At 69.3% G+C, this 16357-nt stretch carries 15 protein-coding genes; 11 read left to right on the forward strand and 4 right to left on the reverse strand.

All coding sequences use genetic code 11. The annotated features are described in order from the left end of the window. The first annotated feature begins 75 nt into the window (after positions 1-75). The 6 genes from ACTWJ9_RS07055 (at position 76) to ACTWJ9_RS07080 (ending at position 8317) form a co-directional block, all read left to right on the forward strand. Positions 76-2016, forward strand: coding sequence for an ATP-binding cassette domain-containing protein (locus ACTWJ9_RS07055; protein ID WP_443295386.1), 1941 nt, complete (start codon positions 76-78; stop codon positions 2014-2016). 61 nt (positions 2017-2077) lie between these two features. Further along, complete coding sequence (locus ACTWJ9_RS07060) at positions 2078-3217, forward strand: NUDIX hydrolase (protein WP_443295387.1); 1140 nt, start codon at positions 2078-2080, stop codon at positions 3215-3217. A gap of 57 nt (positions 3218-3274) precedes the next feature. After that, complete coding sequence (locus tag ACTWJ9_RS07065) at positions 3275-4777, forward strand: NUDIX domain-containing protein (RefSeq protein ID WP_443295388.1); 1503 nt, start codon at positions 3275-3277, stop codon at positions 4775-4777. Then, positions 4774-6042 (forward strand): M15 family metallopeptidase, encoded by a 1269-nt coding sequence (locus tag ACTWJ9_RS07070; RefSeq protein ID WP_443295389.1) that lies wholly within the window; start codon positions 4774-4776, stop codon positions 6040-6042. The genes ACTWJ9_RS07065 and ACTWJ9_RS07070 overlap by 4 nt, the downstream gene beginning before the upstream one ends. A 130-nt stretch (positions 6043-6172) precedes the next feature. Next, complete coding sequence (locus ACTWJ9_RS07075; protein ID WP_443295390.1) at positions 6173-7075, forward strand: NUDIX domain-containing protein; 903 nt, start codon at positions 6173-6175, stop codon at positions 7073-7075. 27 nt (positions 7076-7102) lie between these two features. Next, positions 7103-8317: a bifunctional class I SAM-dependent methyltransferase/NUDIX hydrolase gene (locus ACTWJ9_RS07080; protein ID WP_443295392.1), complete on the forward strand. Its 1215-nt coding sequence runs from the start codon at positions 7103-7105 to the stop codon at positions 8315-8317. 155 nt (positions 8318-8472) lie between these two features. Here ACTWJ9_RS07080 and ACTWJ9_RS07085 read toward each other — a convergent pair whose 3' ends face one another. The 4 genes from ACTWJ9_RS07085 to ACTWJ9_RS07100 all read right to left on the reverse strand — a co-directional run bounded on the left by ACTWJ9_RS07085 (position 8473) and on the right by ACTWJ9_RS07100 (position 11474). Continuing rightward, positions 8473-9096, reverse strand: coding sequence for a hypothetical protein (locus ACTWJ9_RS07085; RefSeq protein ID WP_443295393.1), 624 nt, complete (start codon positions 9094-9096; stop codon positions 8473-8475). Then, entirely contained in the window at positions 9093-10286 is a 1194-nt protein-coding gene (locus ACTWJ9_RS07090) for an MAB_1171c family putative transporter (RefSeq protein ID WP_443295394.1), read from the reverse strand. Before ACTWJ9_RS07090 ends, ACTWJ9_RS07085 begins: the two co-directional genes overlap by 4 nt. After that, entirely contained in the window at positions 10283-10660 is a 378-nt protein-coding gene (locus ACTWJ9_RS07095) for a hypothetical protein (RefSeq protein WP_384205942.1), read from the reverse strand. The genes ACTWJ9_RS07090 and ACTWJ9_RS07095 overlap by 4 nt, the downstream gene beginning before the upstream one ends. A gap of 367 nt (positions 10661-11027) precedes the next feature. Then, on the reverse strand, positions 11028-11474 hold the full coding sequence (locus ACTWJ9_RS07100) for a helix-turn-helix domain-containing protein (RefSeq protein WP_279332764.1): 447 nt from the start codon (positions 11472-11474) through the stop codon (positions 11028-11030). A 672-nt stretch (positions 11475-12146) separates the two neighbouring features. Here ACTWJ9_RS07100 and ACTWJ9_RS07105 point away from each other — a divergent pair. From ACTWJ9_RS07105 to ACTWJ9_RS07125, 5 genes are all read left to right on the forward strand, one after another. Then, positions 12147-13043 carry a helix-turn-helix domain-containing protein gene (locus ACTWJ9_RS07105; protein ID WP_443295395.1) on the forward strand — a complete coding sequence of 299 codons (897 nt, stop codon included), beginning with the start codon at positions 12147-12149 and terminating at the stop codon, positions 13041-13043. A 2-nt stretch (positions 13044-13045) separates the two neighbouring features. Continuing rightward, entirely contained in the window at positions 13046-13747 is a 702-nt protein-coding gene (locus ACTWJ9_RS07110; protein ID WP_443295396.1) for a zinc finger domain-containing protein, read from the forward strand. A gap of 156 nt (positions 13748-13903) precedes the next feature. Continuing rightward, positions 13904-14551: a WhiB family transcriptional regulator gene (locus ACTWJ9_RS07115; protein ID WP_443295397.1), complete on the forward strand. Its 648-nt coding sequence runs from the start codon at positions 13904-13906 to the stop codon at positions 14549-14551. Beyond that, complete coding sequence (locus ACTWJ9_RS07120; protein ID WP_443295398.1) at positions 14548-16128, forward strand: hypothetical protein; 1581 nt, start codon at positions 14548-14550, stop codon at positions 16126-16128. Before ACTWJ9_RS07115 ends, ACTWJ9_RS07120 begins: the two co-directional genes overlap by 4 nt. After that, on the forward strand, positions 16125-16316 hold the full coding sequence (locus ACTWJ9_RS07125) for a hypothetical protein (protein WP_332425502.1): 192 nt from the start codon (positions 16125-16127) through the stop codon (positions 16314-16316). The genes ACTWJ9_RS07120 and ACTWJ9_RS07125 overlap by 4 nt, the downstream gene beginning before the upstream one ends. The last annotated feature ends 41 nt before the right edge of the window (positions 16317-16357 follow it).

A 16357-nucleotide genomic window follows, 5' to 3' on the forward strand; every position in this document is an offset into this window, starting at 1 on the left:
ATGAGGTGTGTTCGATATCGCAGCCGGGTCGTTAGACCTCACGACTCCGCCACAGCGACCGTCCTAGGGGGAACGATGACCTCGGCCATCACGCAGGATCAGCCGCCGCAACCACCGAAGGGCACCTCGCAGGACGACGAACCGCAGCAGACCGGTGTTCGAGAGGAGGAATACCTCTACCGTGACAAGTCGCGGCTCCAGGCCGGCTCCCTACTGACGTCCCGCACCATGGCGCGGCGCCTGCCCTCGCTGGTACGGCGCTCGGTGCAGATGGCCTGGCGGGTGGACCGCGGCGCGACCATCGGACTGCTGGTGTGCCAGATCGGGACGGGCGTCCTCGCGGCTCTTGGCCTTCTGGCCGTCACGGGCACGATCACCGCGCTGATCTCCTCGGGCGACATCACCGAGCGGCTGTGGGACGCCGCTCCGCAGCTGGCTGTCATCGCCGCCGCCACCGGCCTGCGCGCGCTGCTGGGCATCGCGGTCGTCTGGCTGACCGGTCGTCTGCGGCCCGTTCTCGGCCGGGCAGCGGAGCTGACGATGATCGAGGCCGCACTCGGCGCGGAGCTGGCCGCCAACAACAAGCCCGGCTACAACGACGCCTACGACATCGCCGACCGCGGCGCCCAGGTCACCCCCGACCTCGTCGAAGAGGCACAGGACGTCCTCGCGGCGACCGCGACACTCACGGCCGGCGCGGCCGTCCTGACCGTCCTGCACCCGCTGCTTCTCCCCCTTCTCTTCCTCGCGTGCCTGCCGCAGGCCGCCGCCTACGTCCGGTCCGCGCGGGTGATCTACCTCGCCGGGCTGGAGACCTCCGGGCGGCGCCGGATGCTGGGCAAACTGCGCTGGCACATGGCCTACATGGAGTCCAGCGAGGAGATGCGCGCCTGCCTCGCCGGCCCCTTCCTGATCGGCCGGTACCGGAAGCTGGCCGCCTCGGTCAACGTGGCCGAACGCAAGGCCGCGAACACCGGCGCCTGGATGGGACTGGCCGGAGCCATCGCAGGCGGAGTCGCGTCGACCGCCGTGTGGGCGGCGCTGCTGTGGCTCCTGGCCTCCGGCCGCATGAGCCTGGCGGCCGGCGGCGGCGCCGTCTTCGCCCTCCAGACGGCCACCGGCTCCGTGCGCGGCATCATCAACGGCGGGGCCCGCCTGGTGCGCACCGGCTGGTACGTACAGGACTGGCAGAACTTCCTTGACAACGCCCACGGCCAGGCCATGACCGACTCCCGCGGCACCGCGCCCCTGCCCGCGGTCCCGGAGCGCTTCGAGGTCCGCGACGTCACCTACCGCTACGACGGCGCCCCCAAGGACAGCCTCAGCGGCGTCTCCCTCCACGTGCGGCGCGGCGAGATCGTGGCGCTGGTCGGGGAGAACGGCTCCGGCAAGACGACCCTCTCGCGCCTGCTGTGCGGGCTGCTGCTGCCCACCGAGGGCGACGTGGCCTGGGATCACGCCTCCACGGCGGACCTGGATCCGTGGGGGGCGTGGGAGCACGTCGCGCTGGTCCCGCAGAAGTTCACGTACCTGCCGCTGACGATGCGCGACAACATCACGTTCGGGCAGGGCGACACCAGTGATGCCGCGCTGCTCGCCGCGTGCGAGGCGTCCGGCGCCGCGGAGATGCTGCCGGGCCTCCGCTCCGGCCTGAACACTCTCCTGACCAGCGAGTGGTTCGGCGGGCAGCAGCTCTCCGGCGGGCAGTGGCAGCGGCTGGTGCTCACCCGCGCCTTCCATCGGCAGGCGGCGCTGCTGGTGATGGATGAACCCACGGCCGCCCTCGACGCCCGGGCGGAGCACCGGATCTTCGCTGGCCTGCGGGAACTGGCCAAGGACCGCGCCATCCTGTTGATCACGCACCGGCTCACCAATGTGGCCGTCGCCGACCGGATCGTGGTCCTGGACGAGGGCCGGGTCGTGCAGGAGGGCACCTACGCCCAGCTCACCCAGGAGCCGGGGCTCTTCCAGTCCTTGTGGGAGTTACAGCGCCGGATGAGCGGCGACACCGCCTGATCATCGCTCCCCGGTCCGCGCCGTATACACGCCCGCCCGCCGTCCTGAAAGGCAGAGCCACGTGACCTCTCCCGTCTCTCCTTCGGCTCACGTCGCACGGCGTGCCGCCCTGGCTGCAGCGCCGTATGCATCGTCCCGGCACGCGGTGTGGCTCGGCGCCGCCGCGATCGTCACCGACCAGGTCGGCCGCGTCCTGCTGGTGCATCCCACCTACCGCGAGGACGACCGGTGGCTGCTGCCCGGAGGCGTCGTCGAACCCGGCGAACACCCGCACGTCGCCTGCCGGCGCGAGATCACCGAGGAACTGGGCCTGGCGGACCTGCCCCTGGCGGGCGTGCTCGCCGTCCACTCCCTCTCGCCGCACCACCCCGACATCCAGCCCGGTGCGTCCTGTCCTGGAGAGATCCGGTACGTCTTCGACGGCGGAACCCTCACCCCCGACCAGGTGGAGGCGATCCGCCTGCCTCACGAGGAGCTGTCCGAGTTCGCCTTCCTCGAGACCCGGGACGCGGTAGAGCGGCTGCGCCCCGTGGACGGGCAGATCATGCTCGCCGCCTACCGTGCTCGGCTCGGAAACACCGCCACCGCCCACCTCGCCGATGGCCGGCACATCCTCGACGTCCCGGCGCTGGATCACCATGACGTCCACGTCCGCTACCGGCCCCTGTGGGACAGCCCCCTCGATCGCGGCCCCGTCCCCGAGCGGCTCCCCGTGCAGCAAGCCTGGGCGTGGTGCTTCGTTCCCGACGGCCGGGTCGTCCTCGTGGCCGACCCCGGCCCCCGGGGCGCCCTGCCGATGCTGCCCGGCGGCACCGTGGAGAAGACCGACACGACGCCCGAGGACACCCTCCACCGCGAAGCCGCCGAGGAAGCCCAGCTCACCCTGACCGACCCGGTGCGACTGGGCTGGGTGCTGGACGAGACCGGCGAGGTCTACGGCGGAGTGGGACCCAACGCCCGGCTCCGCCTGGCCGCCCGTGTCACCGCCATCGGGCCGGCGGCCGTCGATCCCGCCACCGGCCACCCCTTCGCCCGTATGCTCGCCGCCCCCGCCCAGGCAGCCGCCCTACTGGGATGGGGCCCGCCGGGAGCGCGGCAAGCCCGACTCGCCGCGGAAACAGCCCGGAAGCGCTGGGGCCTGCCCACCCCTCCCCCCGCCGCGGTCGAGGAAGTCCCTGCGGAGGGGATGCGACTGAGCTGACACGAACGACCACCCCGCCTCGACCCGTTCCGTTCTGCGCCCCTCTGAGGTAGACCCATGCCGCTGTCGCACGATCACATCCGCACCACCGTCGATACCTACCTCGCTCGCCACCCGCACGAGCGAACGCAACTCGGCGGCTTCCTGGACGCCCTCGACCGGCCCACCGACATCGCCTGTCGCTCCACCTTCTCCGGACACGTCACCTGCGGCGCCATCGTCGTCGACCGGCTCGGCCGCGTCCTGCACGTGCTGCACCGGGCGAGCGGGAAGGTCCTCGCTCCCGGCGGACACACCGAGCCCGAGGACGAGTCCCTGGCCGCGGCGGCCCTGCGGGAGCTGCACGAGGAGACCGGGATCCCACCCCAGGCCGTGGCACCGTGGCCCGGCTACGAGACCGTGCCGTTCGACATCGACATCGACATCGACATCGACATCCACGACATCGACGCCCACCCTGGCAAAGGTGAACCCGGCCACCAGCACTTCGACCTCCGCTTCCTCTTCCGCCTGTACACCGCGACACAGGTGCCGGTGGTGCTCCAGAAAGAAGAAGTCGCCGGCATCGAGTGGCGGCCCGTGGACAGAGTGACCTCCCCCTCCCTTCGCGAGAAGCTGCTCAAGCTCACGCCCACCGTCGAACCGGAGACCGCCAACGCCTCCGCCCTGATCCACAACGACCGCGGCGAGTACCTGCTCCACCTGCGCGACTACTTCCCCGGCCAGATCTGGGAGCCGGGCATGTGGTCGCTGCTGGGCGGCGGCCGAGAGCCCCAGGACGCCACCCTGGAGCACACCGTGCGGCGCGAACTGGCCGAGGAAGCCGGCCTCCACATCGCCGACCTGACCCCGTTCGGCGTCGAGGAAGCAACCGACGACGCCGGCGCGACCGTGCCCATCGCCGTCTACTCCGGCAGCTGGAACGGCGACCCCCGCGACCTTCACCTGACGGAAGGAGTGATGCTGGCCTGGTTCGCCCCCGACGACCTCCACCGCCTGCTCATCGCGCCCACCACCAGCGACCTCGTACGGCGCCACGCTGCCAGCCGTCCCGCTAGCACCGCGCCGTGGAGCGGGCTCGCATCGCACGAGGAGCGCCGTCCAGCTTCGCCGCACGGCACGGTCCTCAACGTCATCGGTGTCCACCTCTACCTGGAGCGCCCCGACGGGACGGTGTTGCTCGGGCTGCGCCACCCCAACTCCAAGTTCGCGCCGTCCACCTGGCACGTCCTGGTCGGCCACTGCGAGCAGGAGAACGCCATCGCCTGCCTGATTCGGGAGGCTCGGGAGGAAGCCGGCCTCCGCATCGAGCGCCAGGACGTCGAACTCGTCCACGTCGTCCACCACATCAACAAGGCCGGGGACCGGCCCCGCATGGGCCTGTTCTTCCGCGCACGGACCTGGAGCGGCGAACCAGAACTGCGCGAACCGGACAAGTGCACCCAGTGGAAGTTCTGGGACCCTGCCGCACTGCCCGACAACCTCGTGTCCTACACCCGGGTGGCCATCGGAAAGATCCAGAACGGGGAGCTGTACAGCGAGACAGGCTGGCCCGCATGACCAGCACACCGAACAGCGCAGCCTGTCGCGCATCCACTGCAACTGCAGCCGGACGTTCGGACACCCGCCTGGTGGTGATCCGCGGCAACTCGGCGTCGGGCAAGTCGAGCGTGGCCCAGGGCCTTAGAGATCGCTACGGCCGCGGCGTCGCGATCGTGGGGCAGGACGTGATCCGCCGGAACGTGCTCAGGGAACACGACACCGCGCGCGGCGCCAACATCGCCCTGCTGGGCAGGATCGCACGCGCAGCCCTCGACGCCGGCTTCCACGTCGTGCTCGAAGGGATCCTGTACGCCGACCGCTACGGCCACATGATCACGTCTCTGATACGGGACCACCGCGGTGTCTCCAGCTGCTACTACCTGGACGTTCCGCTGGAGGCGACATTGGACCGGCATGCCTCGAAGGCGGATGCCGCGTACCTGGCGCAGGTCACCGACGACCACCTCACCTCCTGGTACCGCGAGCTGGATCTACTGTCCGGCGGTCTGGAGAGCGTGATCCCGGCCGAAAGCACGCTGCAGGACACTATCGCGCGGATCGCGCGCGAAACCGATCTGGCCTCTGCCTCCACCGTCCCGCCACAGCAGTGCAAGCCGTCCCAGGGAGACTCCATGAACCCTCTGGTGTTGATGTCCGATCCGCGGGTCGCCGCGATCCCGGTACGCGAGTGCGGAGAGCCGCTCGTCGACGTGCGTGACCACGACTTCCGTGTCGATCCCCGCAAGCAAGATCCACTGGGCGCGTTCGCCCACGTCCGCGAGGGCGTCCTGGCCCAGCTGCAGCTCGCCCGCTCGCTCCTGCCCGCCGGCACCGACCTGCTGTTCATCGAGGGCTACCGGCCTCTCTCCCTCCAGCAGCGCTACTTCACCGAGTATCGGGACGAACTGGCCGCCGCCCACCCCGACTGGACAGCTGAGCAGCTGCACCAGGCCGCCAGCCGGTATGTATCGCCACCGCAAATCGCTCCCCACTCCGCAGGCGCGGCCGTGGACGTGACCCTCGTCGACCAGGACGGCCACGAACTCGACCTCGGCACCCGTGTCAACGCCTCCCCGGAGGAGAGCGACGGCGCCTGCTTCACGCACGCTCCGAACCTCAGCGATCACGCGCGTCACCATCGCACGCTGCTGCTCAACGCCATGGAGGAAGCGGGTTTTACGAACTATGGGACCGAGTTCTGGCACTTCTCGATAGCGGACCGGTACGACGCGCTGATGCGGCAGGAGCCGCACGCGCGCTACGGACCGATCGAACTGCCGTAGCGCGCCGGCGGACTCGTCCGCTTCCTCGCCACCCGCTCCGATCCGGAGACGCAGGAGCGCGGCCACCGCTCCGTGGACGGTCGCGACCCCACGACCGTCCACGGACGGAAAGCATCGAACGGAGGCACGTATGCCTGACGACACCCAGCAGGCGATCCCAGCCGTCCCGAGCCCGGCGGCCAGAGACGTAGCGACCGAGCACCACATGCACCTGTTCGGGCGGTACTACCGCCAAGTGGAAGCAGGGCGCAAGACCATCGAAGTGAGGGTGGCCACCCCTACCAAGCGCGACATCGGCGTCGGCGACATGGTCGTCTTCCACGACCGGGACACCGGGCGGGAACTCGACGTCCTCGTGCAGCGGATCACCCCGTACCCCTCCTTCGAGGACCTGCTCAGCTCGGAGGACACCGCACGCATCGACCCAAACGGGCCGCCCGGCGAACTGCTCGCCAACCTCCGCGGCATCTACCCGCCGGCCAAGGAAGCCCTCGGGGTTCTCGCCCTCGCTTTCGACCACCGTCCTGCCCGGCCCGGCCGCCCCCTGCCGATGACGCCCACCCAGTACGCGCAGACCGTCCCCCACCACACGGTGTACGGCTGCCTGTACATCCGCGACGAGCACGACCGGCCCATCCAGCTCCGCTCGGTCTACGGCTCGAGACTCTGGCAGTTCCCGGGCGGCAACTTGGACGCCCCGGGCGAGGACCCGCTGCAGACCGCCCGACGGGAGGCGGTCGAGGAGACCGGACTCGACCTCGCCCTCAACACGCCGACCCTGCTCCTGACGCACTTCCTCCACGCCGGGCCGCGCATGCCGCTGAACAAGGTGGGGCTCATCTTCGACGGAGGCCAGCTGACCGCCGACCAGCTCGGCCGGATCCGCCTCGACCCCGCGGAACACGACATGTGGGCCGTGCACGACATGGCCGGCTGGCAGGAGTTGATGGCACCCCGTGACTTCTCCCGTCTCAACGCCGTTGAACATGCCCGAACCGGCGAAGGCCCCGCCTACCTCATCACGCACACCTGACCGCATACCGCCCACCAAGGAGGCACCGTGCCCGTCGAGGACATCAACACTCGAGCCTGGAAGATCTACGGCCAGCGCCAACTCGCGCGTTCCTACACGCCGCCCATTCCCGACCGAATGTCCTGGACGCCATGGGAGGGGATCGGGCCAGGTGCTGAAATCCTTGGCGACATCACCGGCCGCCGCGTCCTGGACATCGGGTCCGGGGCAGGCCATCACGCCGTCCACCTCGCGCGCACCCACGGCGCTCGCGTCACCGGAATTGAACTGTCCCCGACCCAGCACGAACGCGCCACCTCCACCCACGCCGATACCCCAGGCGTGGAGTTCACACAAGGAGATGTGGCCGAATACCTCGCCGAAGTCGAGCCGTTCGACGCCGCGTACGCCATCGGCACACTGGCCTTCATCGACCCACACCGGGCGCTGCCAACCCTGCGCGACGGACTGCGTCCCGGCGCACCGCTGATCCTCTCGCTCCTGCACACCGACCTGAACGGCCTCGGCCCGTCCACTCAGGTGACACCGCGCGAGCAGATGATCCTGCTGCGCGACGATCCACCGCTGGCCACCCAGATGTGGGTCCTGGCGCCGCAACTGTGGGAGGACCTCCTCACCGAGTACGGCTTCCGTGTCGAGACCATTAACCTGCTGCACCACCCGGACGAAAGCGCCGCGGTCATCCAGCAGCTCGTCCGTGCCCGCCGCCTGCCCGACCGGCCAGCAATGGTCTCCAGCCGCCCCCGCAGCAGCAGGCCGCCAGTGCCGCACGCTGCTGTCGGCGTCGGAGCCATCCTCGTCAGCAAGCAGGGCCTCCTGCTGGGCCGCCATAAGCGTGGCACCCTCGAACTGCCCGGTGGAACCGTCGAGGCCGGTGAGTCCTTCGATGCCGCAGTGGTGCGCGAACTCGGTGAGGAGACCGGTCTCACCACTCACACCAGCGCCGTCACGCTCCTGGGCACGCTCGTCGACCACGTCGAAGGCGTCCTGCGGGTCACCGTCGGTGCCCTCGTGCATGCCTGGCACGGACAGCCGACCACGCAGCCGAACGAGAGCGTCGGCGACTGGGACTGGTACCCACTCGATCAGCTTCCCGACGGTTTGTTCGTGTGCAGTGCTCAGATCCTCACCGCCTGGCAGTCCGACCTGCCCATCGACCACACCCCCGCTCAGTTCACCCCGTACGCAGTCGGCGACGGAGCCCCCCACAGCCTTCGGAAGCGAACCCGACCACCCGCCTAACCCCCTTCACGGCCCTCCATTAGGGCATCCCAAACCGTCCACCCAGGGCCGATAGCGTGACTGGACAAGGTGATCGTCAGCCGCTGCTGCGCGTGGGCTACCAGGCGGCTCCACCGATACGGGGCGCGCCCGACACGGCGCGCCCGCCGGGGCTGCTACCGCAGAAGCGTGAACGCCAGGGCAGCGGTGGAGCCCAACGCGGTGCCGCAGACGAGCTGGGCCAGGGTGTGTGCCTTCAGGACGCGGCGGGACCACCCCATGGCCACGACGAAGAGGACCGCGGGAAGGACCAGCGCCTGGCCGAAGACCAGGACAAGGATCATCACGCTGCCGCCGGCCACAGCGTTGTGCACGGATATCTGCCACCACACCGTCACCGCCAGCGCGCTGGCCAGACCGACGAGCATGGCGATGACGAGCGCGAAGACCTCCCGCGGCGCGTCCAGGATGTTCAGGAGAACGATGCCGGTCACCACGGAGGCCAGGGTGGCCGTGAGGGGGGCGATGCGTTGCTTGCGTACGCGGATGTGCTTGTCGGTGAGCTTCCCGCGACGGACTCCGAAGTGGATGATCCCCATGGGGACGATGCCGCAGAACAAGGCTGCGAACAGGCCCCACCCGACTCCGTTGAAACTGCCTGTGCTGTGCCAGCCGATCAGCAGGAGCAGCGAGATGACCAGGTTGGCCGGCGCGAAGACGTCGGTGAGAACCTTCGCCGCTCTCACCCGCGGGGTGGCTTCAGCGTAGGTGGGGGTGGGGGGTGCAACGAAGGTGCTCATGCCGGTAGCTCCATCAGGCGGTCTTCCGAGTCCGTGAAGTCTTGGACGAGGTCGGAGTGGTAGGCGTCGGACAGTTGGGTGAGCGCGGAGATCTCACTGTTCAGGTCCCGCCCGCCGCCCGCAGGGCGGTGTTCGACGCTGGAACCAGGCGCTGAGCCCCGGAGCTTGGCCTGGCGTGCGGTCGCGAGCCAGCAGGCTTCGGCGGCGATTGCGGCCTGGGTGCCGAAGAGGCCGTGGGCTTCGGCGTGCTGCTGGGCCCGTTTCCGGAGAGCGGGCGACGCGTAGTTGTTGAGGGCCAGTGCGGCGTCACGGATCTCGACGCCTCGCCGGTACAGACGGTCGTGCACATTGAGTGGGTTGAGGTGTTCGGTCACCGCGCTGAGTGGAGCGTGGAGGCGTACGGAGGGCGTGACCTGTGTGAGGTCGCGCCACAGGGGGCGCAGACGCAGCAGCGCGTGCCGCTTGGTCCGCCAGCTGCGGAGCAGGCTGAGCATGGGCAGGCTGCTGCCTGCGACGATGAGGACGAGGGCCGCCATGAGCAGGGCGGTGCTGATGTAGTCGTCCACGGCACCGGGGAAGAGGCCGTCACCGTGCATGCGTGTGGTGATCGTTGCCGCTCTGACGACGGCATACGCGACGCCGGCAGCCAAGCCCACGCCGATGATTCGAAGTCCCCAACTGAGCGCGAGACCACTTGAGTTGCGTCCCCAGCGCCAACAGAGCCTCACTCCTCCCAGCAGGGAGGCAGTGAGGTAACCGAGGAAAAGAAGCGTGTAGGCGAGGAACACGTAACGAGCCACGGGGTCCGCAAATATCGACGGCGTCTCGTACGGCTGGAGTTTCGCGAAGAACAAAATCGTCATGGCGAGCGCTGTCGCGCAGGCGAACATGATGCGCCGCCGCTTGGTCCGCGGCCCGTCCGAAGCCCCGGATACCTTACGCAGGAAGGCCAGCAGAGCAGCTGATGCAAGCACCCCTCCGATGAGGTGCTTCAGCAAGTAGGAAAGGTCGGTGATGCCTGTCCATTGGTCGAGTGCTCTCCCAGGTGGCATGCGCAACGTCATCATGACGGCCAGCCCGAAGAAGGCCCACCAAAGAGACCGGTCCTGCCCCCTCCGCCAGACCTTGACGGCACGCCATGCAACGGTGAGCCACAGGAGCACAGCGACCACGAACGTGAAGGTGTTCATCTTCTGCCGTCACCGCGCAGCGCCGCGTCAAGACGATCGAGTTCGGGATCACGAGTTTTCGGAATGGGTGTCAGTTTTGCCAATTTTGCTATTCGGGTGGCGAGTTGCTCGGCCTCGCGTTCTTGGGGACTGCTGAAGTTCGCCCGTCCCAGCACACTGCGGACAGCGCGGGGATCGATGGCGGTGAACAGTTCGCCCAGGTGGGCGCCCGTACTCGTATCGCTCGAGGAGCTGTGTCCGAGGAGCATGTGACTGATCTCGTGCAAGACGATGTGGTCTCGGTGCAGCGGGGAGGTCGACGCCTCGAAAAAGATGCAGTCCGCGGTATCGAGTTCCACCCACAGACCGCACAACTCGTCGTCCGCGCCGCTCACTCCTTCGACTTCCTCGACAAGCAGAGGACGGCCTCGGTACGCCGCTACAGCAGCGCAGAATTTCTGCAGATCGAAGGGGGAAGGAATCTCGATCCCTGACAGTGGATCCGGATTCACTAGTTTCCGGCGCTGCCGGAAGGACGGTATCCGGAGTCGTCGCTGTGAGCGCAACGAGCCCCTCCCTGGTCTTTCATTTCCGCTTGCTTCAGGCGCACTGACGGCGCATCACCGGTCACCCTATGTGACCTGAGGGTGATGATCCAGATTCAGCCAAAGAACCTTCGCGACGGCCCCGGCATTTTCAGGACAGCCCGACAGAAGTGTCCTGATTTTTACAGGACCTATCCCCCACAGTGGGTGACGAGAGTCATACGTCTCGTTCCGACTGGCCGTCTTCGTCGAGGCCCTCGAGCTCCCGAGCTCGCTCAATGAACGCCTGCACGGTGCGGAGGGTCTCGGGAGAAAGACCGGAGGCACGCAGGGCCACGGAGCGGACCTGGTTGTCGCGCATCGACTCGAGCAGGGTCACCTCCGCCTGAGCACGCGCCCCCTCACCATCGTCAAAGAAGTACGCCGGCGACACGCCAAAAAAGCCTGCAATCGCCTTCAGGTACTTGATGCCAGGGTTATCCCGTTGCCCCGTGCGCAACTGGTGAAGGAAGCTCGCCGACATGCTGGGGCCGCCCATGTCCGCCACACCTCGAGCGACTTCGCGCAGCGAGTAAGGCCCCCGCCCCTCGGGGTGAATCACCCGAAACAGCCGGTCGACCTTCTCCGCCAGAGCGCGCCCCTCCTCGCTGACCCCGTCGCCCACACTCGTCCCCTTCCTGTCACGCACAGGGACCCATCAAACCAAACCTGTCAACTCAGGCGCACACCGAACCCGCAAGACCAACAAAGTTGTCCGCTCCAGTTGACAGGTGATGCCGCCTGCGACTTACGATCTTGCTCGACTGTCAACAGGTGTGAACAGCTCCCGCATGAGGCGACCTCGCCCAAGGAGCGAGCACCTGACTGCGCGTAAGCCCACTAACGGACAAATCGACATGAAGTAGAGAGTTATAGAGAGTTTAAGAACCAAGTCTGGATCTTGACGCAGCGTCGTGCGTATGTTCGTCGTCCCCTGGGCAGCCCGCCCGACACAACAACCATAAGGAGCAGTGGCGTGCGCACCCTCCGGGCCACGTAGGCCCGCAAACAGCGACGGTGCCCGAGAGCGGCAACTCCCGGACACCGAACGCTTCACGGCAGACCGCCCCGGCAAGGGCGGAGATCGCCACCATCACCACGCTGATCCCTTCTACCGGGCGTCTCAGCGTGGCAATACCAAAGGAGATTCTTGCATGCGCTCCGTCCTGCGCAAAAGGCCTGATGGCCTGACCTGCTCGGTAGCCCCCAGCTTCCCCGACTCCACCCGCCGGCGGCGGGAACACGTCCCGGCCACCGGGCCGACACAGCCCTTCCGCCCGATGATCGGGAGCGGCCGGTGAGCGTCGACGCCCGCGAATGGGTGTGGGAGCACAGCTCCAGCCGTGGGACCGCGCGCCTGGTCCTGCTGTCGATCGCCGACCGCGTGCCGGACGAGCAGTGCGTCGCCTGGGCCTCACTCTCCAGCCTGGTCGAGCGCACGAACGCGAGCCGGACCGCGGTACGCGACGCGCTCACGTCGCTCGTCCAGAGCGGCGAGCTGAAGGTGCTGGACCATCTGCAGGGCCCGCAGCGCACCACGGCCTACCGCTTGCCGCGCGCCACCGCGTGGCTGGCCAAGGTCGCGGCAGCCACGCGGGAGGACCCGGATGCGTACGTCGAGCCGCCGACCGAGTCGGATCCGGTGCCCGAGCTGGACGAGATACGGCTCCGGCGGCACGGGATCTGGCCCAAGGAGGGTAAGGAATCCGCCCCCTCCCGCCGGAATCCGACCGGTGCGGAATTCGGCCCCTCGCGACGGAATCCGACCCCCCGAGGTGCCGGATTCCGCACCCGGCAAGGTACGGAATCCAACCCCCAGAACCGTAGAGAACCGAAGATGAACCGTAAAGGCAGCAGTAGTGGTGCTGCCCTCACCCCGGCCGGCGAGTGGCAGGTCGACCCAGCTACCGAAGCCTGGGCCCACGAACAGGGGCACCTCGCCCGCCTCGGCGAGGACGGCCTGCGCGCCGCCGACGCGAAGTGGCGTGCCCACCGGGCCGACTGGAAGCCCCGCTCGGCGGGCGCCTGGGCTGCCGACTGGCGCTCCTGGATCGCCCGGGAACACGCCCTCGGCCGCCCGAACCTCTACGCCCTGGCCGGCAGCGGTCCCGCCCCCGCAGGCGGCATGACCCGGGCGGAAGCCCACACCGCCGCCCTCCTCGCCGCCCTCGACGAGCCGACCGAAGCGGAGTAGCCATGGACCGCCGCGAAATTGCCGCCCTGCTGGCCTACATCGGCCGACTCGACCCCCGCACCATCCGCACCGACCAGGGCGAGGCCCGCGACCAGCTCGCCCAGTGGCACGAGCTGCTCGGCGACGTCCCCCTGGCCACACCGCACGGCTGGGACGCCCGCATTGCAGCCCGCCAACACATCCGGGTCTCGCCGTACCAGATCCTCCCGGCGGACATCGCCCGTCCGTGGGAGAGCTACCGACGCGACCGCCTCCAGCGGCACACCGACCCCACCCCGTCTGTGGACCCGGACGACCAGGCGGCCTGGACAGCCGAGCTGGTCGGCACCCGCCGCGCCGTCGCCGCCGGCCACGCACAACCCGTGCATCACCGGCAGCTCGCCGGGCGCCGCATCGACCCGAGGCTGGAAGCGCGGCTGAAGGAAGTCGGCTCCTGCATCCCCCCGGAGGCCCGGGCCGCGCTGGCGCCCTTCCGGCCCGCCCGTGCGGCACGAGAGGCGGCCATCGCCCAGGGTGAGCCTGACGCGCTCTCGGTCCGCTGCGAATGGTGCGAGGCCGCGGTCGGCGAGCCATGCCGTCGCCGGAGGGTCGCCCCCGACGGCTTCGCACGCGGCAACGCCACGCGGACCGACCCTCACCACTGTCGCCGGGACCTCGCCGCCGCAAAACAGGCGCGGGATACCCCCCAGTCGGCGATGGCCTGACCGGTCCATCACCGGCGCTTCCTGTCCGCTGCCCCGGCAACACCACCTCGTCCCGCACCGGCTGCGGCGCCGCCCCACGCCGCAGCCGACCCCCGACGCCGCGTCCGTCCTCCGCCGGCTCCAACCAGCCGACGCGGCAGCACATCGGAGACCATCTTGCGCCACATCACCACCCACACCTCGCCGACCACCGGCCTGCGCGGCATCGGCGACACCAGCTGGCACACCCGCGGCGTGTGCCACGGTATGAACCCCGAGGACGCCGACGCCACCTTCTTCCCGCTCCCCCGGGACCACGAGGCCATCGCCGAGGCGAAGGAACTGTGCGGTCTGTGTCCGGTCCGCCGCGACTGCCTCAACTACGCCCTGGAGAACGCCCTCAAAGAGGGTGTCTGGGGCGGGCTGACCGAGGCGGAACGGCGCCCCTGGCACGACGGGCTGCCTCAGCGCCTCGACTACGGCCGCGTGATCGCCTTCTTCAACGGACGCGACGTACACCTGACCGGGGCCGAGCGCCAGGTCGTCATCGACCACGCCTACGTCCGGGGCTGGCGCCCCGACCGGCTCGCCGCCGCCCTGCAGATCAGCCACAAGCATGCCCGTGACCTGCTGCGGCAGGCCGCCAACAAGGTCTTCGACCGCGACCGGACCCTCGGCGTACCGAGGCGCAAGAACAAGAAGAAGGGGACGCAGACCGCCCCGACGACCAGTCGATCCGAGTCCGCCAAGCCCAGCGCGAAGCCGCCGACATGCCCGTCGGCGAAGCCCACCTCGGCGCACGCCTCTCCCGGAAAGGCCGCATGACCCACCCCACCGTTCTGTCCCTCGGTGTCGTCCCGGACCTGTCCCTCCTCCTCGCCATCGGCGTCCCCGTCACCGCCCTGGCGCTGGCCCTGACCGCCTGGGCGATCCGTTACCGGAGCGCCCGTCCGCAGAAACGTCTCGGCAGCCCGGCGGTCAAGGTAGCCGCGCTCGCCGCGCTCGGCTGCACCGCCTACAGCGCGGACACGAGCTGGCGGTTCGCCGCCGACTACCTGGACATGGCCGGTACCGCCGAACGCGTCGGTATGTTCGCCGCCGCCGAACTCGCCCTCTTCGCAACCGCGCTGATGGCCCGGCAGAACCTGGCCGTCCAGGGGGCACCCGGGCTGCCGGGCACCCTGGTGTGGGTCATCACCGGCGTGCAGGTGATCCCTGCCTACGCCGAGAGCGGTCCCGTCGGCGGCACCGTCCGCGCCTTCGTCGGACCGGTCATGGCGGCGATGCTGTGGCACCTCGCCATGGGCATCGAACTACGCGTGCGCACCCCTGGTGCCGCCTCCCACGGCCTGCTCGCCGTCCTCGGGCGTGAGGCACGCGAGCGGCTGCTTTCCCGCCTCGGCATCGCCGCACGGGACCGCGACGCCGCGCAGATCACCCGCGACCGAGCCACCGCCCGCGCGGTCGCGCTCGCCGCCCGCCTCGCCGAACGCACCCCCAAACAGCAGCAGAACTGGCGCGGCCGGCGACTCACGCGGAAGCTGTCGAAGGCCATCGGCCGGGCCTCGGTCGGAACGGACCCTGCCCAGCGCGCCGAGCTGCTCGACCAGCTTGCCGCCCGCCGGCACGCACTCTCGCTCGCCACAGTCCCCCTGCCCTCCCCGTGGTCCCCGCACCACGACAACACCACGACCATCACGGTCCCCGCACCAACCGTCTGGGGCACCACGGCCCCCGTCAACGGTCCCCGTGCCGCCTCCGAACCCGCCGGGGACCGGGGACCGGACATGGAGAGGGGACCGGTCCCCGGAGCCGGGGACCGGGAAGCGGGAACCGAGCTGGGGACCGGGGACCGTGACGCGGGGGCCGGGGACCGCGACGGCGCGGGCACCGGGGCGGTCGAACCAGAGTCCCAAATGGACCGCATCAGCTGCGTGGGGACCGACCTCACTGCGGCGAAAGCGCCTGCTCAGGGCCCTGACCTGCGCCGGGGACCGAGTAATACCGAGTCGGGGACCGACACCACCGGGGACCGGGGACCGAGCACCCCCGACACGGGGACCGACACCACCGAGGACCGGAAGCACAAGGTGACCCTCAAGCGGAAGCCGACCACGGAGGTCAAGAGCAGGGCAGACAAGCGGAGCAGGTCCCGGAACCCGCAGACGCAGCGTCCGCCGCTCGAGCCGGAGCAGTCCGTGGAGCACCTCGTCGAACAGGTCCGCCCTCACGTACCAGCCTTGCTCAAACGGGACGGCAACGAAGCCGTGACCCGGGTCCAGCTGAGGGAGATCATCCGGCGCGAGGGCCTCAAGGGCGGCCGGAACGACCGATTGGGCCTCGCCCTCCAGCAACTGCGGAGCGAGGACGCCACCACGAAAACAAGGAGCAGCACCCGATGAAGACCTGCCCGCGGTTCATGGCCCTTCGTAAGGAGTACGAGCGGGAGATCGGTTTCCTGAACGCTCACTCCGAGCGGCATGCCGGAAAGCCAGCGGCGAAGTGCAGCGCAAAATACGCCGCGTCAACGAAGGCGCGGATGGCCCGGGCACTCAGCGGCCACGTCGGACGCTGCCCCGAGTGCGGCTGACCTGCAAACCAACAAGTCAAAGCCTCTACCACCAGCGGTGG

Origin of the sequence: Streptomyces sp. GDS52, assembly GCF_052246875.1 — a bacterium.
Lineage (GTDB): Bacteria > Actinomycetota > Actinomycetes > Streptomycetales > Streptomycetaceae > Streptomyces > Streptomyces cathayae.